The organism is Streptomyces cathayae, from assembly GCF_029760955.1.
GTDB lineage: Bacteria > Actinomycetota > Actinomycetes > Streptomycetales > Streptomycetaceae > Streptomyces > Streptomyces cathayae.
Window position 1 is genome coordinate 6,413,750 of sequence record NZ_CP121682.1, and the last position, 22,125, is coordinate 6,435,874.

Annotated in this window: 19 protein-coding genes; 16 read left to right on the forward strand and 3 right to left on the reverse strand. The window is 72.5% G+C overall.

Features of this window, described 5'->3' with window-relative positions; translation table 11 throughout:
• The first annotated feature begins 29 nt into the window (after window positions 1–29).
• The 6 genes from PYS65_RS29310 (at window position 30) to PYS65_RS29335 (ending at window position 7,606) form a co-directional block, all read left to right on the forward strand.
• Window positions 30–1,118 (forward strand): quaternary amine ABC transporter ATP-binding protein, encoded by a 1,089-nt coding sequence (locus PYS65_RS29310; protein ID WP_279336946.1) that lies wholly within the window; start codon window positions 30–32, stop codon window positions 1,116–1,118.
• Window positions 1,111–3,732 (forward strand): ABC transporter permease/substrate binding protein, encoded by a 2,622-nt coding sequence (locus tag PYS65_RS29315; RefSeq protein ID WP_279336947.1) that lies wholly within the window; start codon window positions 1,111–1,113, stop codon window positions 3,730–3,732. The genes PYS65_RS29310 and PYS65_RS29315 overlap by 8 nt, the downstream gene beginning before the upstream one ends.
• A gap of 427 nt (window positions 3,733–4,159) precedes the next feature.
• The gene (locus PYS65_RS29320) at window positions 4,160–4,729 is read left to right on the forward strand and encodes a helix-turn-helix domain-containing protein (RefSeq protein ID WP_279336949.1); all 570 of its coding nucleotides are present in this window, start codon (window positions 4,160–4,162) and stop codon (window positions 4,727–4,729) included.
• Entirely contained in the window at window positions 4,726–5,454 is a 729-nt protein-coding gene (locus PYS65_RS29325) for a helical backbone metal receptor (protein WP_279336950.1), read from the forward strand. Before PYS65_RS29320 ends, PYS65_RS29325 begins: the two co-directional genes overlap by 4 nt.
• Window positions 5,455–5,484: 30 nt before the next feature.
• Complete coding sequence (locus tag PYS65_RS29330; RefSeq protein ID WP_279336951.1) at window positions 5,485–6,423, forward strand: LysR family transcriptional regulator; 939 nt, start codon at window positions 5,485–5,487, stop codon at window positions 6,421–6,423.
• 280 nt (window positions 6,424–6,703) lie between these two features.
• Window positions 6,704–7,606 carry a DUF2510 domain-containing protein gene (locus tag PYS65_RS29335; RefSeq protein ID WP_279338115.1) on the forward strand — a complete coding sequence of 301 codons (903 nt, stop codon included), beginning with the start codon at window positions 6,704–6,706 and terminating at the stop codon, window positions 7,604–7,606.
• 37 nt (window positions 7,607–7,643) lie between these two features.
• Here PYS65_RS29335 and PYS65_RS29340 read toward each other — a convergent pair whose 3' ends face one another.
• Window positions 7,644–8,846 (reverse strand): amino acid deaminase/aldolase, encoded by a 1,203-nt coding sequence (locus PYS65_RS29340; RefSeq protein WP_279336952.1) that lies wholly within the window; start codon window positions 8,844–8,846, stop codon window positions 7,644–7,646.
• Between the two features lie 782 nt (window positions 8,847–9,628).
• Between PYS65_RS29340 and PYS65_RS29345 the strand changes: the two genes are divergently transcribed.
• Entirely contained in the window at window positions 9,629–10,726 is a 1,098-nt protein-coding gene (locus PYS65_RS29345; RefSeq protein WP_279336953.1) for a hypothetical protein, read from the forward strand.
• A complete protein-coding gene (mycP, locus tag PYS65_RS29350) occupies window positions 10,723–11,898 on the forward strand; it encodes a type VII secretion-associated serine protease mycosin (protein ID WP_279336954.1) in 1,176 nt (391 codons plus the stop codon). Before PYS65_RS29345 ends, mycP begins: the two co-directional genes overlap by 4 nt.
• Window positions 11,899–11,968: 70 nt before the next feature.
• Here the strand turns inward: mycP and PYS65_RS29355 are convergent, their stop codons facing one another.
• Complete coding sequence (locus tag PYS65_RS29355; protein WP_387039772.1) at window positions 11,969–12,760, reverse strand: serine hydrolase; 792 nt, start codon at window positions 12,758–12,760, stop codon at window positions 11,969–11,971.
• 93 nt (window positions 12,761–12,853) lie between these two features.
• Here PYS65_RS29355 and PYS65_RS29360 point away from each other — a divergent pair, with 93 nt between their 5' ends.
• Window positions 12,854–13,585, forward strand: coding sequence for an SseB family protein (locus PYS65_RS29360; protein ID WP_279336955.1), 732 nt, complete (start codon window positions 12,854–12,856; stop codon window positions 13,583–13,585).
• 14 nt (window positions 13,586–13,599) lie between these two features.
• Here the strand turns inward: PYS65_RS29360 and PYS65_RS29365 are convergent, their stop codons facing one another.
• Window positions 13,600–13,977: a DUF1844 domain-containing protein gene (locus tag PYS65_RS29365; RefSeq protein ID WP_279336956.1), complete on the reverse strand. Its 378-nt coding sequence runs from the start codon at window positions 13,975–13,977 to the stop codon at window positions 13,600–13,602.
• A 407-nt stretch (window positions 13,978–14,384) separates the two neighbouring features.
• On the opposite strand from PYS65_RS29365, the gene infC reads away from it, so the two are divergent.
• From infC to pheT, 7 genes are all read left to right on the forward strand, one after another.
• The gene (infC, locus tag PYS65_RS29370) at window positions 14,385–15,074 is read left to right on the forward strand and encodes a translation initiation factor IF-3 (protein WP_279338117.1); all 690 of its coding nucleotides are present in this window, start codon (window positions 14,385–14,387) and stop codon (window positions 15,072–15,074) included.
• Window positions 15,075–15,184: 110 nt separating this feature from the next.
• Window positions 15,185–15,379 (forward strand): 50S ribosomal protein L35, encoded by a 195-nt coding sequence (gene rpmI, locus PYS65_RS29375; protein ID WP_109380440.1) that lies wholly within the window; start codon window positions 15,185–15,187, stop codon window positions 15,377–15,379.
• A 101-nt stretch (window positions 15,380–15,480) separates the two neighbouring features.
• Window positions 15,481–15,864, forward strand: coding sequence for a 50S ribosomal protein L20 (rplT, locus tag PYS65_RS29380; protein ID WP_065002829.1), 384 nt, complete (start codon window positions 15,481–15,483; stop codon window positions 15,862–15,864).
• Window positions 15,865–15,961: 97 nt separating this feature from the next.
• A complete protein-coding gene (locus PYS65_RS29385) occupies window positions 15,962–16,852 on the forward strand; it encodes a TrmH family RNA methyltransferase (protein WP_279336957.1) in 891 nt (296 codons plus the stop codon).
• A gap of 130 nt (window positions 16,853–16,982) precedes the next feature.
• Window positions 16,983–18,128 (forward strand): sensor histidine kinase, encoded by a 1,146-nt coding sequence (locus PYS65_RS29390; RefSeq protein WP_279336958.1) that lies wholly within the window; start codon window positions 16,983–16,985, stop codon window positions 18,126–18,128.
• A 150-nt stretch (window positions 18,129–18,278) separates the two neighbouring features.
• Window positions 18,279–19,400, forward strand: coding sequence for a phenylalanine--tRNA ligase subunit alpha (pheS, locus tag PYS65_RS29395; RefSeq protein WP_279336959.1), 1,122 nt, complete (start codon window positions 18,279–18,281; stop codon window positions 19,398–19,400).
• Complete coding sequence (gene pheT, locus PYS65_RS29400) at window positions 19,400–21,946, forward strand: phenylalanine--tRNA ligase subunit beta (RefSeq protein WP_279336960.1); 2,547 nt, start codon at window positions 19,400–19,402, stop codon at window positions 21,944–21,946. The genes pheS and pheT overlap by 1 nt, the downstream gene beginning before the upstream one ends.
• The last annotated feature ends 179 nt before the right edge of the window (window positions 21,947–22,125 follow it).

Sequence of the window (22,125 nt, forward strand, 5' to 3'; positions counted from 1 at the left end):
GCCCTTGCCGTCGAGACAACGAGGTACGCGTGTCAACCAGGCTAGAAGCCGAACATCTGTACAAGGTGTTCGGCAGGAGACCGGGACAGGCGGTCGAAAGACTGCGCAACGACGAGACCGACCGTGAGGAGTTGCGCGGCCAGGGGACCACGGCCGCCGTCATCGACGCCTCGTTCACCGTGGAGCCGGGCGAGATCTTCGTCGTCATGGGCCTGTCCGGATCCGGCAAGTCCACCCTGCTGCGCATGCTCAACGGCCTGTCGGAGCCGACCGCCGGACAGGTGCGCTTCGACGGCGAGGACCTCACCGCGCTGTCCGACCGGGAACTGCGCGACGTCCGTTCCAAGAAGATAAGCATGGTTTTCCAGCACTTCGCTCTGTTCCCGCACCGCAGCGTTCGCGAGAACGCCGCCTACGGACTGGAAGTGCAGGGCGTGCCCCGCGCCGAGCGCGAACGCCGCGCCGACGAGGCGCTCGCCCTGTGTGGCCTGGCCGGCTGGGAGAAGTCCTGGCCCGACGAGCTGTCCGGCGGTATGCAGCAGCGGGTGGGTCTGGCCCGCGCGCTCGCCACCGACGCCGACCTGCTGCTGATGGACGAGTCCTTCAGCGCGCTCGACCCGCTGATCCGCCGCGACATGCAGGACCAGCTGGTGGAGCTGCAGAAGAAACTGAAGAAGACGATCGTCTTCATCACCCACGACCTCAACGAGGCCATGCGCCTGGGCGACCGCATCGCGGTGATGCGTGACGGACGCATCGTGCAGATCGGCACCGCGCAGGACATCCTGATCCGTCCCGCCAACGACTACGTCGCCTCCTTCACCCAGGACGTCGACCGCTCCCGGGTGCTGACCGCCGGTGCCGTGATGGACCGGGAGGTGCGCGGCGACGAGGCCGACTGCGACTGCGAGACCGCGACGCCCCGGACGCCGTTCACCGAACTGTGCGCGATCAGCGCCCGCGCGGCGCACCCCGTGGCGGTCCTCGACGGCGAGGGCGCGGTCGTCGGGATCGTGCCCCGGCAGCGGCTCGTGGGCTTCATCGGCGACGAGGAGGCCGCCCCCGGTACCTGCGACTCCCAGCGGGGCAAGGGCGAGAAGGTGATGGCCCGTGCCTAGGATTCCGCTCGGCGAATGGGTCAACGGCGGCGTCGACTGGCTGCTCGACAACGTGACCTGGCTGTTCGACTTCTTCAAGGCCGTCTTCACCGGCGCCTACGACGGTGTCAACGCCGTCCTGCAGGCACCCGAACCGCTGATCCTCTGCGGCATCTTCGCGTTGATCGCCTTCTGGCTGCGCGGCGCCCTCGCCGGTGTCCTCACCTTCCTGGGATTCGCCTTCCTCGACTCCATGGAGCTGTGGGCGGACTCGATGGTCACGCTGGCGCTGGTCATCGTCGCCACCGTCATCGCGCTGGTCGTCGCGGTGCCCGTGGGCATCTGGGCGGCACGCTCGGACCGGGTCAGCGCCGTCGTGCGGCCGGTCCTGGACTTCATGCAGACGCTGCCCGCGATGATCTACCTGATCCCGGCGATCCTCTTCTTCGGGACCGGCCCCGCCCCCGGCATCGTCGCCACCCTGATCTTCGCGCTCGCCCCCGGCGTGCGCATGACCGAGCTGGGCATCCGCCAGGTCGACAAGGACCTCGTGGAGGCGGCCGAGGCCTTCGGCACCACGCCCCGCAACACCCTGCTGCGGGTCCAGCTGCCGCTGGCGCTGCCCACCGTGATGGCGGGCGTCAACCAGGTGATCATGCTCGGGCTCTCCATGGCCGCGATCGCCGGCATGGTCGGCACCGGCGGCCTGGGCGGCGCGGTCATCGAGGCCATCGGCCAGCTCAACATCGGTCTGGGCGCCGAGTCCGGCCTCGCCATCGTCATCCTGGCGATCTACCTCGACCGCATGACCAGTGCCCTGGGCACCCAGGTGTCCCCGCTCGGCCGTCGCGCCGCCGCCAAGGCCCGTGCCGCGCAGGGACTCACGATCTGGTCCTACCGGCCGCGTCCGCAGGTCGCCGTGATCGGCGTCGTCGTCCTCGCCCTGGTGGCCGGCGGCATGAGCATCTTCGGCGGCACCACCGGTGACACGGACACCACCGCCGACGGCAAGAACGTCGGCAAGGGCGAGAAGATCTCCATCGGTTACATCCCCTGGGACGAGGGCGTCGCCTCCACCTTCCTGTGGAAGGAGGTCCTGGAGCAGCGGGGCTTCGAGGTCGAGGCCACGCAGTTCGACGCCGGCCCGCTCTACACCGCGCTCGCGCAGGGCAACATCGACTTCCAGACGGACTCGTGGCTGCCCACCACCCACGCCGAGTACTGGAAGAAGTACGGCGACCGGCTCGAGGACCTCGGCTCCTGGTACGACGAGACGTCACTCGAACTCGCCGTGCCCGCCTACATGGAGGACTTCGACTCCCTCGAGGACCTCAAGGGCGAGGCCGGCACCTTCGACGGGAAGATCACCGGCATCGAGTCCAGCGCCGGAATGATGGGCCTGCTGAAGGACAAGGTCGTCAAGGAGTACGGCCTGGACAAGGAGTACAAGGTCGTCGACAGCTCCACGCCGGCGATGCTGGCCGAGCTCAAGCGCGCCTACAGCAAGAAGGAACCGATCGTCGTCACGCTCTGGTCCCCGCACTGGGCGTACAGCGACTTCGACCTGAAGAAGCTGAAGGACCCCAAGGGCACCTGGGGCGAGGGCGACGGCGTGCACTCCCTGGCCCGCAAGGACTTCACCGCCGACCACCCCACCGTCGGCAAGTGGCTGAAGGACTTCTCGATGACCGAGGAGGAACTCACCAGCCTGGAGGCCGAGATCAACAGGGCCGGCAAGGGCAAGCAGCAGAACGCCGTCCGCGCCTGGCTGAAGGACAACCCGGGCGTCGTCGACAAGCTCGCGCCCGTGCAGTCGTCCGGCTCCGGTGACACTCCCGCCGAGGCGAAGCGTCCGCTGGACGTGGCCTGGTTCCCCTGGGAGGAGGACGTCGCGATCACCTACCTGTGGAAGAACGTCCTGGAAAAGCGCGGCTACACGCTGAAGCTGAAGCAGATGGACGTCGGGCCGGTCTACACGGGCCTCTCCACCGGTGATCTCGACCTCAACTTCGACGCCTGGCTGCCGCACTCCCAGAAGAACTTCTACGAGCCGAACAAGGACAGACTCACCGACCTCGGTACCTGGTACGAACCGGTCTCGCTGGAGGTCTCCGTCCCCTCGTACGTCAAGGACGTCACGTCGCTCGAGGACCTCAAGGGCAAGGCCGACCTGTTCGACGGGCGGATCGTCGGCATCGAGCCGGGCACCGGCCAGATGGACCTCCTCAAGAACAAGGTCCTGCCGGCCTACGGCCTGGACAAGGAGTACAAGGTCGTCGACGGCTCCTCGCCGGCGATGCTGGCCGAGCTCAAGCGGGCCTACAGCAAGAAGGAGCCCATCGCGGTCACCCTCTGGTCGCCGCACTGGTCGTACAGCGAGTACGAGCTGACCAAGCTGAAGGACCCCGAGGGCGCCTGGGGCGAGAGCAACACCATCCACACCATCGCGAGCAAGAAGTTCCCCGAGCAGTACCCCGAACTCACGAAGTGGATCAAGGGATTCACGATGAGCGAGGACGAACTCGGCACGCTCGAGAAGGAGATCAAGGACCGGGGCCAGGGCAAGGAGGAGGAAGCCGTCGCCGCCTGGCTGAAGGAACACCCGGACGTGCCGGAGCGCATGACCCCGCAGTGACGGCGACGCCGCCGCGGTGACCACCGCGGCGGCCGCCACCGGCCGCCCCGAGGGGCGGGCCCGGCCCCGCACCTGACAGCGGGCCGGGCCCGCCCCTCGGACACGTCCGGGACACGGTGGGGATCCGGACCGTCACCCACCGCGAGACCCTTCCCGGACCTCGGGGCACCTCCCGGTGACCTCCCGCCCCACTTCGGGCGACAATGGCGGAAACACCTGGCACGCTGCGCACAGCGGACCGAACGGGCCGGCCACCGGCCGGCGTGAACCGGGGGCCGTGCACGCTCGCCCATGACGCCGACGTGACAGGCGTCCGAAACGGTGTGCCGAACATGCGTAGGGTGCAGACAGCTCAAAAGAAGGAGTGCGCCGGACAGCGGCGCACACACCGGGTACGGGACGACGGGCGAAGGAGGGAGCCGGAGCGATGGGCGACCACAAAGAGCAGCCTCTGCGGGTGGGCGCGGCCGTGCGGCGGCGACGCCGGGCGCTGGACCTCACCCTTGCCGTCGTGGCCGAGCGCAGCGGCTTGTCGGTCCCGTTCCTGAGCCAGATCGAGAACGAGCGCGCGCGCCCCAGCCAGAGCTCTCTGGAGAAGGTCGCCGACGCCCTGCGCACCACCGCGGTGGAACTGCTCGCCGCCGCCGACCCGGCGTGCAGCGTCGACGTCGTCCGCGCGGAGGACACCGAGCCGCCGCTCGAACCGCGCGTCCGGTCCCTGGTGCGCGGTCATCACCAGATGCACGCCTCCGAGTTCACCGGCGACCACGACGCCGGGCGCGAATTCCAGTTCCGCAACGACCAGTTGATGTACGTGGCGGACGGCGCCGTGGAGATCGAGGCGGAGGGCCGCGCCTACCGTCTCGGCCGTGGCGACACCCTGTACCTCACCGGAGGCGTCCGGCACCGGTGGCGGGCCACGGTCGCGGAGACCCGGCTGATCGTCGTCGCCGTCGCGGAGCACATCGAGGCGGTCCGGGACAAGCCGCGCCGATGAGTTCCCTGCGGATCGTCTCCCTCGTCCCGTCCCTGACCGAGGTCGTGGCGCTCTCCGCTCCCGGCGCCCTGGTCGGCGCCACCGACTGGTGCACCCACCCGGCCGATCTCGACGCCGTACGGATCGGCGGCACGAAGAACCCGGAGGTGGAGCGGATCGCCGCCCTCGCCCCCGACCTGGTGATCGCCAACGAGGAGGAGAACCGCCCGTCCGACCTCGCCGACCTGCGTGCGGCCGGCCTCGAGGTGCTGGTGACGGAGGTGCGGACACTGCCCCAGGCCTTCGGGGAACTGGCCAGGGTGCTCACGGCGTGCGGCGTGGACGCGCGCCCCCGGTGGCTGGACGACGCCGAAGCCGCCTGGGACGCCGTGGCGCCCCCGAAGACGCGCCGGACCGCGGTCGTGCCCGTCTGGCGGCGGCCCTGGATGGTGCTGGGCCAGGACACCTTCGCCGGCGACCTGCTGTCCCGCCTCGGCGTCGACCACCTGTACGCGGATCACCGGGAACGCTATCCCCGCGTCCCTCTGGACACTCTGCGCGCGGCGGCCCCCGACCTCGTCGTGCTGCCCGACGAGCCCTACCGCTTCACCGCCGACGACGGCCCGGACGCCTTCCCGGGAGTGCCGTGCGCGCTGGTCGGGGGCCGGTATCTCACCTGGTACGGGCCGTCGTTGGCGAAAGCCGCGACGGTGCTGCCCCGGCAACTGCGAGCAGCGCGCCGCTGACACCCCGTCGGCAGGGCATAAGCTGACCTTATGAGTGCAACGGACGACGGCCGTGCGGGATCCAGGTCCGTGACCGCCGGAAACCTGGCCCACCGGGTCCCGGACCTCGGGGCGCTGGAACTGCTGCTGGCGGTGGCACGGATCGGGAGCCTGGGCGGCGCGGCACGCGAACTGGGCATCACCCAGCCCGCGGCCAGCAGCCGGGTCCGGTCCATGGAGCGGCAGCTCGGCGTGGCCCTGGTGGACCGCTCGCCGCGGGGGTCGCGGCTGACCGACGCGGGCGCGCTGGTCACCGACTGGGCCCGGCGGATCGTGGAGGCGGCGGAAGCCTTCGACGCGGGGGCACAGGCACTGCGGGACCGCCGGGACTCACGGCTGCGGGTGGCGGCGAGCATGACGATCGCCGAGTACCTGCTTCCGGGCTGGCTGCTCGCGCTGCGTTCGCAGCGGCCGGACACGGCGGTGTCGCTGCTGGCGGGGAACTCCGCGTCGGTCGCGGAGCGGCTGCTGTCGGACGAGGCGGACGTGGGTTTCGTGGAGGGGGTGACGGTGCCGTCGGGCCTGGACTCCGCGGTGATCGCCCACGACCGGCTGATCGTGGTGACCGCACCGACGCACGCCTGGGCCCGCCGCCGTCGCCCGCTCGCCACCGAGGAGCTGGCGACCACCCCGCTGATCCTGCGCGAGAAGGGCTCCGGCACCCGGCAGGTCCTGGACACCGCCCTGGGCGGTCTGGCCCGCCCGCTGATCGAGCTGTCCTCCACGACCGCGGTGAAGGCCGCGGCGGTGAGCGGTGCCGGCCCGGCCGTCCTCAGCGAGCTGGCCGTCGGCGAGGAACTGGCGATGCGCCGTCTGACCCGCATCCCCGTACACGGCATCGCCCTGGCCCGCGACCTCCGCGCGGTCTGGCCGACCGGCCACCGCCCCACGGGCCCCGCCCGCGACCTGCTGACCCTGACCCGCGGCTGACGGCCGGGCACCTGCCCGCCGTACACCGGGGAGGCCGGGCCGAGGGGCGTGCTCCGGATGCCACTGCACGCCCAGCCACCGGTCGGCGGACGGCAGTCCGCTCGTCACCGCAGACGTATCCGATGCCGAGCAGCGGTCCGGCCACCATGCCGTGCTCCTCCGCGTCCGGAGCTCCTGCCGTCCACGCCACGGTTTCCTCGAGGACGGTGGAACCCCGGGGGTGCACGTCACACCGCACGAGGGGCCGCGACGGCCTTCGCCCTACAGTGCTCGGATGAGCATCACGCCCGCACCAGGCTGGTATCCCGACCCGCACGCCCCGCACCTGGAACGCTGGTGGGACGGCGCGGCCTGGACCGGGCACCGGCGTGCCCCCGACGCCCCCGGCGGGCCGGTGCCCCCGTCTCCCGGCGGCACCGGCCGTGCCCGGGCCGTCGCCCTCACCGCGGCGGCGGCCGTGCTCGTCACCGCGGTCGTCACCGGCGCGGTGCTGCTGGGTGACGACGGCACCGGCCCGGAGACCAGGACCGGCCCCACCGGCACGCTGTCCGCCCCCGCACCGGGCAGCGAGAGCCCCGCACCGCCCGCACCGGAGTCCGCGTCCGACGGCGACCCCACCGTCGTCGAGGACCAGCTCAACGGCGTCACCTTCCCGCTCCTCGACGGCTGGGTCCGGCCGCAGCACGTCAGCCGGCACGACGTCGTCATGACCACCCCCGGCACCCACGACTGCCCCGGCGAGGGCAGTGTCTGCCGCTCCGGCATGGTCGTCTCCCGCACGGTGACCGCGACCGACGAGACGTCCCCCGAACTGCTCGCCGAGGAGGACGTCTCCGAGGCGGCCGAGGACGCCTTCGAGGAGGACGCCCTCGACCAGAGCCCCTACGGCGGCATCGAGTCCCACGAGGTCGTCAAGTCCGGTCCGGTCGCGGTGGCGGGCCGTGCCGGATACCTCGTCCGCTGGCGCGTCACCACCGGCAAGGGGCCCGGCGGCCACGTGCAGTCGATGGTCTTCCCGTCCAGCGTCGGCACCGAGGCGCCGATCGTGGTCCGCTACGTCTTCGAGAGCGGCGAGGGCGCCCCGCCCCTGTCCGACATGGACCGCATCACCCGGGGCATCCGCGCGGTCGGCGACGCGGATCCGGGCGGCGGAGTGGGCAGCAGCGTCGGTACCCGCCCGTGACACGTTCCGTGCCCCGCGCCGGGCCGGGGCTCCGGTGTCAGAGGAACGTCATGCCCTCGCCGCGGTACGTCGGCACGGTCGCCGTCACCTCGCCGCCCTCGATCAGCCGCAGCGCGTCGAACCGCTCGCACAGCTCGCCCGCCTTGGCGTGCCGGAACCACACCTTGTCGCCGATCAGCAGGTCGTCGGCGGGCGGGCCCAGCAGCGGTGTCTGGACCTCGCCGGGTCCCTCCCGCGGGTCGTAGCGCAGCCCCTCGGGCAGCCAGGGCACCGGCAGCCGGTCGGCGCCGGCCGTGCCGGAGGCCGGGTAGCCGCCGCCGAGCACCGTCACCGCACCCACGCCCGGACGCCGTACGACGGGCAGGGCGAAGAGTGCCGCCGGACGCCCGGTGAACGACGTGTAGTTGTCGAACAGCCGCGGCACGTACAGCCCCGAACCCGCCGCGACCTCGGTGACCGCGTCCTCCTCGGCGGTGAACTGCACACTGCCCGTACCACCGCCGTTGACGAACTCCAGCCCGGGCGCGACCTCCCGTACCGCCCGCACCACCGCCGCACGCCGCCCGGCCAGTTCCCGCCGTGCGGCGGCCTGCATCAGCCGCACGGCCCGGGAGCGCAGCGGCTGCCCGGCCACCGCGTCACCGACGCCCGCGACATGGCCCTCGTACGCCATGATCCCCACCAGTTCGAACCCGGGGCGCCGGACCACCGCGCGTGCCGTCTCGGCGACCTGGGCGGGGGAGTGCAGCGGGGAACGCAGCGCCCCGACCCGCACCCGGCCGCCGAGCAGCTTCAGCGAGGTGTCCAACTCCAGGCAGACCCGTACCACTTCACCGCCGCCCGCGCGCGCGGCGTCGATCAGGTCCAGCTGCGCCGGATCGTCGACCATGACGGTGACGGCGGCGGCGGCCTTGGGATCGGCGGTCAACTCGGCGTAGCCCGCGCGGTCGGCGGAGGGATACGCGAGCAGGACGTCGTCGAAACCGGAGCGGGCCAGCCACAGGGACTCGGCGAGAGTGAACGACATGATCCCCGCGAAACCCTCCCGGGCGAGGACCCGTTCGAGCAGGGCGCGGCAGCGCACGGACTTGCTCGCCACCCGGACCGGTTTCCCACCGGCCCGGCGGAGCAGATCGTCCGCGTTGGCGTCGAAGGCGTCCAGATCCACGATCGCGAGCGGGGCGTCGAGATGGGCGGTGGCCTGGTCGTAACGGGCCCGGTCCAAGGCGCGCACAGTCATGAACGAAGCCTGCCAGACAGGATTACCGCAGGGTAGGGGGATGTTCCGGGCAGATGCCGCGGGCCTGCCGACTGGTTCCCGTTCGATCGGGATCACGCCGTAGAGTGACGCGCACGCCCGGCAGAATCACGCCGGACGAAGGCTCGTGCCGGGATGACGCTCCACCCGTACGGGTATCTCTGCCCGGGACGGCCTCGTACCGGGCCCGGCGGCGGAGACCGGCCCGCCGCGAGAAAACGGTCCGGGCACGACGAAACGGGGGGTGCATGAGTACGGAAGCGCAGCGCGCCTCCCGCCCTCCGCGCCCCACGACCCCTCCGCCACCGCCCACGCCGCCGCGCCCGACCCACCCGCCGGGCGGACCGGACGACACCCGGCAGCCGAACCGGCGGCAGCCGGAAACCGGCGCTGAGGAGACGCCCCCGGAAGCACCCGCCGGAGGACCGGCGAACGACACCGCGTCGGCCCGGCCCAAGGGCAGGACCGCGGGCGGAACGGGCGCGTTCGACATACGCCGGCCGACGGCACCGTCGCCCGCCGCTTCCTCGCCTTTCGGCCCTCCGCGTTCCGGCCCTCCGCGTTCCGGCCCCTCGTCTTCCGACTCCGCGCCGCCCCGGCCCCGGTTCCCGCGCTTCGACACCGGCGGACCGACAGCCGGTGCGCCCGGCCCGGACGGCACACCGCCGCCCCCGCCGCAGGCCTCCGCCCGCTTCCCGGACACGCCGCCGGCCGTCGGCCGGGGGACACCGTCCGCGGGCACCGCCCCGAGCGGCTCGACCGCCGTGCCGCGGCACCCCGCGCCCCGCCCCGCCGTCCGGCACCGGGACACCCTCGCCGAAACCCCGTCGGAGACGACCACCCGCCTGCGCCCGATAGCCGCATCCGCGCCCGCACCCGCCGAACCGGCCCCCCGCACGGTCGCCCCGCCCCGGTCGGCCATGCCGCCGCCCCGCCCGGCACCGGACGACGCCTGGACCCCGGCCCCGCGGTCGGGCTCCCCCGACCCCACGCTCTCCTGGAGCGGTCCCATGACACCCGGCGGCGCCTTCGGCCCCCGCCGGCCCGCCGGGTCGCCCGGGCGGCCCGAGGGGTACGACGAGCAGGCCCGGCCACGGCTCCTCGGACAGCGGAACCGGTCCCAGATCGTGGCCGCCGCGGTCTGCCTCGTCCTCGGGGCAGGACTGATAGGCGGCGCGGTCACCGGGAGCTGGCTCGCCGGGGACTCCGGTGAGACGGGTGCCCCCAGCGGCTTCACCGCCGCCAAAAGCCTGTGGCACAGCGTCCCGGTCGACCAGTTGTTCCCGCCCACCGTGCAGGGCAAGGGCGCCGGCCCCGGCGACGCCGACCGGCTCTGGACCCGGATAGCCGTGGCCCCGGACAGCGGCTGCGAGGACGCCTTCGACCCCCTGCTGCGCAAGCTGTTCGCCCCCCTCGGCTGCGAACGCCTGCTGCGCGCCACCTACACCGACGCCACCCAGAGCCACGTCACCACCGTCGGCCTGCTGTTCACCGAGGCCGACGCCGCCGGCACGGCCGCCCTCGCCGACCGTGTCGCCAAGGAACGCCTGGACCGCCGCACCGACCTGGTACCCCTCCCGTATCCCGCGAAGGGCACCGCCGCCGCCGACTTCGGCGCCGGGCAGCGTGCCTCCTGGGCGATCTCCGTCCTCACCGACGCCCCCGTCGTCGTCTACGCCGTCTCCGGCTGGGCCGACGGCCGTGCCGTCGAGACCCCGCAGCCCGCCCAGGACGCCATGGAGTCCGGCGCCACCAGCGCCCCCGCCCAGGCGGGCCTCGGCCACGAGGCACGGGGCCTGGCCGACCGCGTCGAACGCGGCCTGCGCAAGAACGTCGGCACGACCACGGAGCAGCCGTCATGAGGACCGCGACCGCCAGGGCCGCGACCCTGAGCACCCTCCTCGCCGCCACCCTCGCCCTGCTCCCCGTCACCGCCGCGCACGCCGACGGCATCCGCGCCCGGCAGTGGAGCCTGGACGCCCTGCACACCCAGGAGGCCTGGCGCACCACCCAGGGCGACGGCGTCGTCGTCGCCGTCCTGGACACCGGGGTCGACGCCGACCACCCCGACCTCGCCGGCAACGTCCTCGAGGGCAAGGACCTGGTCGGCTTCGGCGCCGAATCCGGCGACCGCGCCTGGGCCCGGCACGGCACCGCCATGGCGGGCATCGTCGCCGGTCACGGACACGGCCCCGGGAACGCCGAGGGTGTCCTGGGTATCGCGCCCGGAGCGAAGATCCTCCCCGTCCGGGTGATCCTGGAGGACGGTGACCCGTCCCGCGCCGAGGCCCGCCGCACCCGCGGCAACGCCCTCGCCGAGGGCATCCGCTGGGCCGCCGACCACGGCGCCGACGTCATCAACCTCTCCCTGGGTGACGACTCGGCCTCCGCGCACCCCGAGTCCGGCGAGGACGAGGCCATCCAGTACGCCCTCCGCAAAGGCGTGGCCGTCGTCGCCTCCGCCGGGAACGGCGGGGAGAAGGGCGACCGCGTCTCCTACCCGGCCGCCTACCCCGGCGTCATCGCCGTCACCGCCGTCGACCGCTACGGCACCCGCGCCCCGTTCTCCACCCGGCGCTGGTACGCCACGGTCAGCGCCCCGGGCGTCGACGTGATCATCGCCGACCCCGACCGCAAGTACTACGAGGGCTGGGGAACCAGCGCCGCCGCGGCGTTCGTCTCCGGCGCCGTCGCCCTGGTCAGGGCGGCCCACCCGGACCTGACCCCGGCCCAGCTCAAGAGCCTGCTGGAGGACACCGCCCGCAACGCCCCCGCCGACGGCCGCGACGACTCCCGCGGCTTCGGCTTCGTCGACCCGGCCGCCGCCATCGAGGCCGCGGCCCGGCTGAAGCCCGAGGGCCTGAAACCGGTGGCCCACGGCGACAAGCACTTCGGCCCCGGCCCCGAGACCGCCGAATCCGACGGCGACACCGCCGACTGGGCCGCACCCCTGGCGGGCGGCGCGGGCGGTGTCCTGCTGGTCGCCACGGTCGTCCTGTGGCGCGGCCGCCGCACGAGCCGAGAGGACGTCTAGACGTCCTCGGACGTGTCCGGGCCCGCCCGTACCCCCGGCTTCCCGAGGACCGAGGCGGCGTCGCCGGGCGTCAGCCGGCGCGGTGCGCGTCGTCCCCCGTGAACACCGACACCGCCGCCCGTGCCGCCGCCTCCACCAGCGCGACGCCCCGAGCCATCGTCGCGTTGCCGTCGGACAGCACGGCCACCAGCAGGTCCCGGACGCCGACCGTGACGCGTCCGACGCTGTTCACGGCCCACAGCCCGGTCGCGTCGCGCGGCACCCAGCCGTTCTTCACCGCCCACCCCGAGCCGTCCCCCGGACCCCTGTCCGCCAGGGAGCCGTCCGCCACGACCGGCACCCCCCACGCCTGGTCCGCGACCACCCCCGCCATCAGCCCCCGCACGTACGCCCGCGAGGCCCCGGTCAGCTCCGAGTCCGCCCTGGCCCCGAACACCTGCCGCAGCAGCAGGAGTTGATCGGCGACGGTGGTCCGGGTCAGCCCCCACCGGGGGCCGTCGCCGCCCGTGGTCCGGGTGAGTCCGAAGCGGGCGTTCGCCGCGTCGAGCCCGGCCGCCCGCCCGATCGAGCGCCACAGCGCCGACGCCGAGTGGTTGTCGCTGCGCTCGATCATCGCGGCGGCGTCCGCACGCTCCTCCCCGGTGAGCTCCCGTCCCGCGTCCTGCGCCCCGAGCAGCAGCGCCGCCAGAATGTCGACCTTCACGATGCTCGCGGTGACGAACGCCCGGTCACCGTGACAGACGCCGACCGCGGCAACCGGGTCCAGGACCCCCACCGACACCTCGGCGCCGTCCTCCCCGGTGAGCACCGACCCCGCCGTCATGGCGGCCGTCAGTCGCCTCCCCAGCCCGTCGGACCTCACCGGCACCTCCCGCGCCTTCCGCACCTTCTGTCCTCCCGCTTCTCGACCGCCCCGGTCCGAGCCCGCCACCGACGGCCGATAGGCTCGAGGACCGTGGCGAACAAGAACATTCCCGACCCGGCCTACAGCGACGACGACGGCTCCGCCGACCCCCGGCTGAGCGCGGCACTCGCCGCGTGGGCCGAGGACGGCAACGCCGTCACCCCGGTACTCGAAGCGCTCAAGGGCACCCGGCTGCTGGTCCCCGTGGTGGCCGTGCTCGGCGAGGTCGAGGAGGACGAGCGGGGGCTGCGCCGCGAGAAGACCAGCGACATGGCCGTCCCCACCCTGAAGGCGGGCCACCGCACCGCGCTGCCCGCGTTCACCTCCACCGACTCGCTCGCCCGCTGGGACCCGCAGGCCCGCCCCGTCGCCGTACCGCTGCACCAGGCCCTGCAGGCCGCCGCGCACGAGAAGGCCGACACGGTCGTACTGGACCTGGCCGGGCCCGTGCCCTTCGAGCTGACCGGGCCGCTGCTGCTCGCGCTCGCCGAGGGGCGTACGACGACCGACCCGCTGGCCGACCCCGCGGTCACCGAAGCCCTGCGCGCGGTCGTCGCCGCGGAGCCCGCCGTGCTGCGCGCCCACCTCGGGCCGGGGCAGGCCGACGGCACCCTCGCCCTGGTTCTCGACCCCGCCGCGCCCGTGGCCGAGGCGGCCAGGTCCGTGGCACGACGCCTCGCCGCCGACGAGACACTGAGGGCCCGCCTGGTGCGCGGCCTCGACCTGGCAGTACTGCCGGCCGAGGCGACGCCGCCGGGCGAGCCCTTCTACGTACGCCCCTGACGGGGCCGGACCTCTCAGACGTAGAGCGGGCCCGTGTACTTCTCGCCCGGGCCCTGCCCCGGCTCGTCCGGGACGAGCGAGGCCTCGCGGAACGCCAGCTGGAGCGACTTCAGGCCGTCACGCAGCGGCGCCGCGTGGAAGGAGCTGATCTCGGTCGCGGACGCGTCCAGGAGGCCGGCCAGCGCGTGCACCAGTTTGCGGGCCTCGTCCAGGTCCTTGTGCTGGTCGCCCTCCTCGGTCAGTCCGAGCTTCACCGCGGCGGCGCTCATCAGGTTGACGGCGACGGTCACGATCACCTCGACCGCCGGGACCTCGGCGATGTCCCGGGTCATGGCGTCGAAGTCGGGGCTGTCGGTGCTCTCGGGGGTGTCCGAGGGGGAGGTCTCACTCATGCCCCACACGATAGGGCCAGGTGCGTGTCCTCTTGACAGCAGGAGGCACAGCGGAGAAGTACGGGACGAACGGTTAGCGCACCCCTACGGAAGCTGCTAACCTTGTGTAACGACCGGTCGGACCCGTCTGCCCACGGCACGCGAGCCCGGCCCACAAGTGGAGGTTTTCGAACTCCCACCTGATCGTCCCTGAGGATGACAGGTCACCGGTCAGGCGGTGCCGTTCAGCGGCGATCCGCCCGAAAGTGCGCCCCGCGGTGACCGCGGCGGTGTTCCGGTAGTTCGAGGAGCCCCGCCTGTGATCGTCCGGGGCATTTTTGTTGCTTCGGCGCGGTTAGGTCTAACGAAATACAGACGTTACGCGGCTGTCCGCCAGACCGTCGTGTAGGTGCTATCGAGGAGGATCCATCAGCGCCGAGCCCCGCATCAACGACCGGATTCGCGTTCCCGAGGTGCGACTTGTCGGTCCCAGTGGCGAGCAGGTGGGCATCGTCCCGCTGGCCAAGGCACTGGAGCTTGCGCAGGAGTACGACCTGGACCTGGTCGAGGTCGCGGCGAACGCCCGCCCGCCCGTGTGCAAGCTCATGGACTACGGGAAGTTCAAGTACGAGTCGGCCATGAAGGCCCGTGAGGCGCGCAAGAACCAGGCGCACACGGTCATCAAGGAGATGAAGCTCCGGCCGAAGATCGACCCGCACGACTACGACACCAAGAAGGGTCACGTCGTCCGGTTCCTCAAGCAGGGCGACAAGGTCAAGATCACGATCATGTTCCGTGGTCGCGAGCAGTCCCGGCCCGAGCTGGGCTACCGACTGCTGCAGCGGCTCGCGGAGGACGTCCAGGACCTCGGGTTCATCGAGTCGAACCCGAAGCAGGACGGCCGGAACATGATCATGGTTCTCGGTCCGCACAAGAAGAAGACCGAGGCGATGGCCGAGGCCCGCCAGGCGCAGGAAGCCCGAAAGGCGGACGCGAAGGCCCACCCCGGCCGCTCGCAGAACGCCGCGGAGGGTGACCACGACGACCACGACGTGGAAACCCACGACGACCACGACGTGGAAACCGAAGCGCCGGCCCAGGCCGCCGCCGAGGCGTGATCCCAGGGGGCCCGCCCCTCAGGACATAACCGAAACAAGTACGACGCTCCACCGTGCCCGGTTTTCGTGACCGGGCATCGGAGCGCCACCGACGAGGAGATAACGGCGCTATGCCGAAGAACAAGACGCACAGCGGTGCCCGCAAGCGCTTCAAGGTCACCGGCTCCGGCAAGGTGCTCCGCGAGCGCGCCGGCAAGCGCCACCTGCTCGAGCACAAGTCGTCCCGTGTGACGCGTCGCCTCACCGGCAACGCCGAGATGGCCCCGGGCGACGCCAAGAAGATCAAGAAGCTTCTCGGCAAGTGACTCCACGGCGCCCAGGCGCCGTAGGCACGTCAGGACCGGGACCCAATCGATTTCGGGCCGTGTGAGTAACAACCGCGGCCCCGCTACAAGGAGTTAAACAAGTGGCACGCGTCAAGCGGGCAGTCAACGCCCACAAGAAGCGCCGGGCGATTCTCGAGCAGGCCTCCGGCTACCGCGGTCAGCGTTCGCGCCTGTACCGCAAGGCCAAGGAGCAGGTCACCCACTCGCTGGTCTACAACTACAACGACCGCAAGAAGCGCAAGGGTGACTTCCGCCAGCTGTGGATCCAGCGCATCAACGCCGCTGCCCGCGCGAACGGCATCACGTACAACCGCTTCATCCAGGGTCTGAAGGCCGCGAACGTCGAGGTCGACCGCAAGATCCTGGCCGAGCTGGCCGTGAACGACGCCACCGCCTTCGCCGCGCTCGTCGAGGTCGCGCAGAAGGCGCTGCCGTCCGACGTGAACGCGCCCAAGGCCGCGTGACGCCGCGCCGGCCCTGATCCGGCGTGACCCGACGGACCCGTAGGCGCTGCCTGCGGGTCCGTCGTCTGTGCGGAAGTTGCGAGCGAAAGTGAACCGAATGCCCCCCGCCACCCCCGAGTTGATCTCCTCCCGCTCGCCCCGCGTGTCCGCCGCGCGGCGGCTGGCCAAGCGGAACTTCCGGGGCAAGGAGCGGCTGTTCCTCGCCGAGGGGCCGCAGGCCGTACGAGAGGCCGCCGTGCACCGGGCCACGGCCGGCCGGGACGGCGTCCACCGGCCCACCGGCGCCACCACGCTCGTCGAACTGTTCGCCACGCCGGAGGCCGCCGAGCGGTACGCCGACATCATCGGCGCCGCGCGGGACGCCGGCGCCCGCGTCCACCTCGCCCCCGAGCAGGTCATCGCCGACATCTCCACCACGGTCACCCCGCAGGGCCTCGTCGGGGTGTGCCACTTCCTGGACACCCCCTTCGAGGAGATCCTCGCCGCCCGGCCCCGGCTCGTCGCCGTCCTCGCGCACGTGCGCGACCCCGGCAACGCGGGCACCGTACTGCGGTGCGCCGACGCGGCCGGCGCCGAGGCCGTCGTCCTGACCGACGCCTCCGTCGACCTGTACAACCCCAAGGCCGTACGCGCCTCCGTCGGGTCGCTGTTCCACCTGCCCGTCGCCGTGGGCGTCCCCGTCGAGCGAGCCGTGGCCGCCCTCAGGGACACCGGGGTACGGGTGCTGGCGGCGGACGGCGCGGGCGACCGCGACCTCGACGACGAACTCGACCGGCGCACCATGGGCGGGCCGACCGCCTGGCTCTTCGGCAACGAGGCGTGGGGCCTCCCCGAGGAGACCCGCGCGCTCGCCGACGCCGTCGTCCGCGTCCCGATCCACGGAAAGGCCGAGAGTCTGAACCTCGCCACCGCCGCCGCCGTATGTCTCTACGCGTCGGCGCGTGCACAGCGCGCCGCCGGAGGGTGCCGCTCCGTCACCGAGAGCTAGTAGGGTGACCTGCCCGGGGACCCTTCCCCAAGCTTTCGGCCGTACCCCAGGCTCCCGGCTCCGCCCGGACCGGGGCACCCGCCGAAAGCGCGGGGCACCCCGAGGGAGTTCTGAGAGGTGGGGTACGGGGATGACCGTCGGCACGAGCAGCGCACCGGGAGCACCGGAAGCGGCGCACCCGCCCGCGCCCCGGTCCGCCGGCCCCGCCGAGCTCGGCATCGATCCCGACCAGCTGCCCGACGGACTCGTCGTCGCCGACGAGCACGGCAGGGTGATCTGCTTCAACACGGCGGCCGCCCGGATCACCGCCGTCCCCGCCGAGCAGGCCCTCGGGCAACGCCTCGACGCGGCCCTGCCGTTGGAGGACCTGGAGGGTCGGCGCTGGTGGCAGCTGACCGACCCCTACGGCGGTCTCGCCATCCGGGTGAGTCAGCCCGAGCGCAATCTGCTGCTGCCCGGCGGCCGGGAGGTCCTCGTCTCGGCACGCTACGTCCGCACCCGCCCCACCGGCCCGGTCCACCGGGTCGTGGTCTCCCTGCGCGACACCGAGGCCCGGCGCCGCACCGAACGCAGCCACGCCGAACTGATCGCCATCGTCGCCCATGAACTGCGCTCCCCGCTCACCTCCGTCAAGGGGTTCACCGCCACCCTGCTCGCGAAGTGGGAGCGCTTCACCGACGAGCAGAAACAGCTGATGCTGGAGACCGTCGACGCCGACGCCGACCGCGTCACCCGGCTCATCGCCGAACTCCTCGACATCTCCCGCATCGACTCCGGGCGCCTCGAGGTGCGCCGCCAGCCCGTCGACATCGGCACGGCCGTCGGACGGCACATCCAGGCGTACGTCGCCGCCGGACAGCCCGCCGACCGGTTCCTGCTGCGGATCCAGCACCCCCTGCCCGCCCTGTGGGCCGACCCCGACAAGGTCGACCAGGTGCTCAGCAACCTGCTGGAAAATGCCGTGCGCCACGGCGAGGGAACCGTCACCATCGACATCACGCCCTCGGCGTCCCCCCGGGACCGGGAGAACGGCGAGCACGCGGCCACGTCGGTCACCGTGAGCGACGAGGGGCCCGGCATCCCGGAGGAGTCCATGAACCGCGTCTTCACCCGCTTCTGGCGGGGCAGCAAGCGCGGCGGCACCGGCCTCGGGCTCTACATCGTGAAGGGCATCGTCGAGGCCCACGGCGGCACCATCACCGTCGGCCGCGCCCGCGGCGGCGGCGCGGAACTCCGATTTACGTTGCCCGTGGCGGCCCCGGCGTATCTCACCTAGAGCGCACCCAGGGTCCCACGGGCGCATTCGCCCGCCCCCACCCCGTTAGACTCGGCCTCTGGCCACCATTGTGTCCCGCAGACGAGAGACGCTTCGTCCACGAGCCGGTGACGGGGACCATCAGCCAGCTGAACGGAAGTACGGGAAGAGATGTCGGCACCCAATAAGTCGTACGACCCAGTAGAGGTCGAGGCGTTGAAACCGGAAGAGATCGAGCGCATGCGGGACGAGGCGCTCGCCGCCTTCGCCGCCGCGGACTCCCTCGACGCGCTCCACGAGGCCAAGGTCGCCCACACCGGCGCCACCTCCCCGCTGGCTCTCGCCAACCGCGAGATCGGCGCCCTGCCCCCGCACGCCAAGGCCGACGCGGGCAAGCGCGTGGGCCAGGCGCGCGGTGCCGTGAACAAGGCCCTCGCCGGCCGCCAGACCGAGCTCGAGGCCGAGCGCGACGCACGCGTACTGGTGGAGGAGGCAGTGGACGTCACACTGCCCCACGACCGGGTACCGGCCGGCGCCCGGCACCCGCTGACCACGCTGTCCGAGCGCATCGAGGACATCTTCGTGGCCATGGGCTACGAGGTCGCCGAGGGCCCGCAGGTCGAGGCAGAGTGGTTCAACTTCGACGCCCTGAACATCGGCCCGGACCACCCGGCCCGCGGCGAGCACGACACCTTCTTCGTGCAGGGCCCGAAGGGCGGCACCGAGTCCGGCGTCGTGCTGCGCACGCACACCTCGCCCGTGCAGGCCCGCACCCTGCTCGACCGCGAACTGCCGGTCTACGTGATCTGCCCCGGCCGCGTCTACCGCACCGACGAGCTGGACGCGACCCACACCCCCGTCTTCCACCAGGTGGAACTCCTCGCCGTCGACGAGGGCCTGACCATGGCGGACCTCAAGGGCACCCTGGACCACATGGTGCAGTCGCTGTTCGGCGAGAGCATGAAGACCCGGCTGCGGCCGAACTTCTTCCCGTTCACCGAGCCGAGCGCCGAGATGGACATGCTCTGCTACGTCTGCAGGGGCGAGTCCGTCGGCAACCCCGACCGCCCCTGCCGCACCTGCTCCTCCGAGGGCTGGATCGAACTCGGCGGCTGCGGCATGGTCAACCCGCGGGTGCTCACCGCCTGCGGCGTCGACCCCGAGAAGTACAGCGGATTCGCCTTCGGGTTCGGCATCGAGCGGATGCTGATGTTCCGCCACAACGTCGAGGACATGCGAGACATGGTCGAGGGTGACGTCCGGTTCACCCGGCCGTTCGGGATGGAGATCTGATGCGGGTCCCGCTTTCTTGGCTGCGGGAGTACGTCGACCTGCCGGCGACGGAGACCGGCCGCGACGTCCAGGCCAAACTCATTTCGGCCGGCCTCGAGGTCGAGACGGTCGACCACCTCGGAGCCGACCTCAAGGGTCCCCTGGTCGTCGGCCGGGTACTGACCATCGAGGAGCTGGAGGGCTTCAAGAAGCCGATCCGCTTCTGCACCGTCGACGTCGGCCAGGCCAACGGCACCGGTGAGCCCCAGGAGATCGTCTGCGGCGCCCGCAACTTCGCGGCCGGCGACAAGGTCGTCGTGGTCCTGCCCGGGGCCACGCTCCCCGGCGGCTTCGCGATCGCCGCCCGCAAGACCTACGGCAAGGTCTCGCACGGCATGATCTGCTCCAGCGACGAGCTGGGCATGGGCGACGACGGCAGCGAGGGCATCATCGTGCTGCCGCCGGAGACCGAGGTCGGCAAGGACGCGATCGAGCTGCTGGAGCTGGTCGACGAGGTCCTCGACATCGCCGTCACCCCGGACCGTGGCTACTGCCTGTCGATGCGCGGCGTGGCCCGCGAGACCGCCACCGCCTACGGCCTGCCGCTGCGCGACCCGGCCCTGCTCGACGTGCCCGGACCGAACGCCTTCGGCTACCCGGTGAAGGTCTCCGACCCGGCCGGCTGCGACCGCTTCACCGCCCGTACGGTGACCGGCCTGAGCCCCGAGGCGCGCTCCCCGATCTGGCTCCGGCGCCGGCTGCAGAAGGCCGGCATGCGCCCGGTCTCCCTCGCCGTGGACGTCACCAACTACGTGATGCTGGAGCTCGGCCAGCCGCTGCACGCCTACGACCGCTCCCTGGTCCAGGGCACCGTCGGCGTCCGCCGGGCCGAACCGGGCGAGAAACTCACCACCCTCGACGGCGTGCAGCGCACCCTCGACGCCGAGGACCTGGTGATCACCGACGAGCGCGGCCCGATCGGGCTCGCCGGCGTCATGGGCGGCGCCAACACGGAGATCGCCGACCTCCCCCGGTCTCGAACAGACTCGACCGGGGGGACCCCCACCGTCGAGCACACCACAACCGACGTGGTGATCGAGGCCGCGCACTTCGACGCGGTGTCGATCGCGCGCACGGCCCGCCGGCACAAGCTGTCCTCCGAGGCGTCCCGGCGCTTCGAGCGGGGAGTCGACCCGCAGGCCACCGCCGCTGCCGCGCAGCGCACGGTCGACCTGCTGATGCTGCTCGCCGGCGGTACCGCCGAAGCCGGGGTCACCGAGGTCATCGCCCCGACCGCGCCGCACACCATCACCATCCCGGCCGACCACCCGGACAAGGTCGCGGGCGTCGCCTACGGCCGCGAGACCGTCGTACGCCGCCTCCAGCAGGTCGGCTGCGACGTCTACGGCCAGGACGAGCTGATCGTCACCGTGCCGTCCTGGCGGCCCGACCTGACCGACCCGAACGACCTGGCCGAGGAGGTCGTCCGGCTCGAGGGCTACGAGAACCTGCCCGCCACGCTGCCCAGGCCGCCCGCCGGCCGCGGGCTGACCTCCCGGCAGCGGCTGCACCGCCGGATCGGCCGGGCCCTGGCGGGTGCCGGATATGTCGAGGCGCCGAACTACCCGTTCGTCAGTGAGCAGGTCTTCGACCAGCTCGGCCTGGACGCCGACGACCCGGCCCGCCGGGTGGTGAGGCTGACCAACCCGCTCAACGACGAGGAGCCCGCGCTGCGGACCTCGCTGCTGCCCGGCCTGCTCGGCGCGCTGCGGCGCAACGACGGACGCGGCTCGCACGACCTGGCCCTGTTCGAGACCGGCCTGGTCTTCTTCCCGCGCGAGGAGCAGCGGACCGCCGCCCGGCTGCCGGTGGACCGGCGGCCCACCGCCGAGGAGCTGGCCGGCCTCGACGCGGCGCTGCCGGACCAGCCGCGGCACGTGGCCGCGGTCCTCGCCGGTGCCCGCGAGCAGGCCGGCTGGTGGGGCGCGGGCCGCCCGGCCGACTGGGCCGACGCGATCGAGGCCGCCCGCACCGTCGCCGCCGAGGCGGGCGCCGAACTCGTCGTGCGCAAGGGCCAGTACGGCCCGTGGCACCCGGGCCGCTGCGCCGAGCTGGCGGTCGTCGTCGACGGCACCGAGCGGGTGATTGGGCACGCCGGAGAGCTGCACCCGGGCGTGCTGAAGACCCTGGGCCTGCCCGCGCGCAGCTGCGCGATGGAGCTCGACCTGGACGTCCTGGAGCAGGCCGGCGACGAGACCCCGCAGGCGCCGGGCATCTCCACCTTCCCGGTCGCCACGCAGGACGTCGCGCTGGTCGTCGACGCGTTCGTGCCGGCGTCGGACGTCGAGGCGGCACTGCGTGAGGGCGCCGGCGAACTGCTGGAGTCCATCCGCCTGTTCGACGTGTACGAGAACGCCGGGCAGCTGGGTGAGGGGCGCAAGTCCCTGGCGTACGCGCTGCGGTTCCGCGCGCCCGACCGGACACTGACGGTCGACGAGGCGTCCGCGGCCCGGGAGACGGCGGTCGCCCTCGCGGGAGAGCGCACCGGGGCGGTCCTTCGCGGCTAGTGGTTCCTCTCAGGGGCCGGCTCTTCGGGGCCGGTCCCTGAGTTCTCGTGGGGTACTCGTGTTTCCGCGCGCCCCTGGAGTCCCTTAGGTCCCGTAGGTCTCTCTCGCATCTGTTACCACCAGTTACCTCACTCGTTCGGGTGACTTTTCGGGCGATACCTCCGGATCGGATCGTGTGG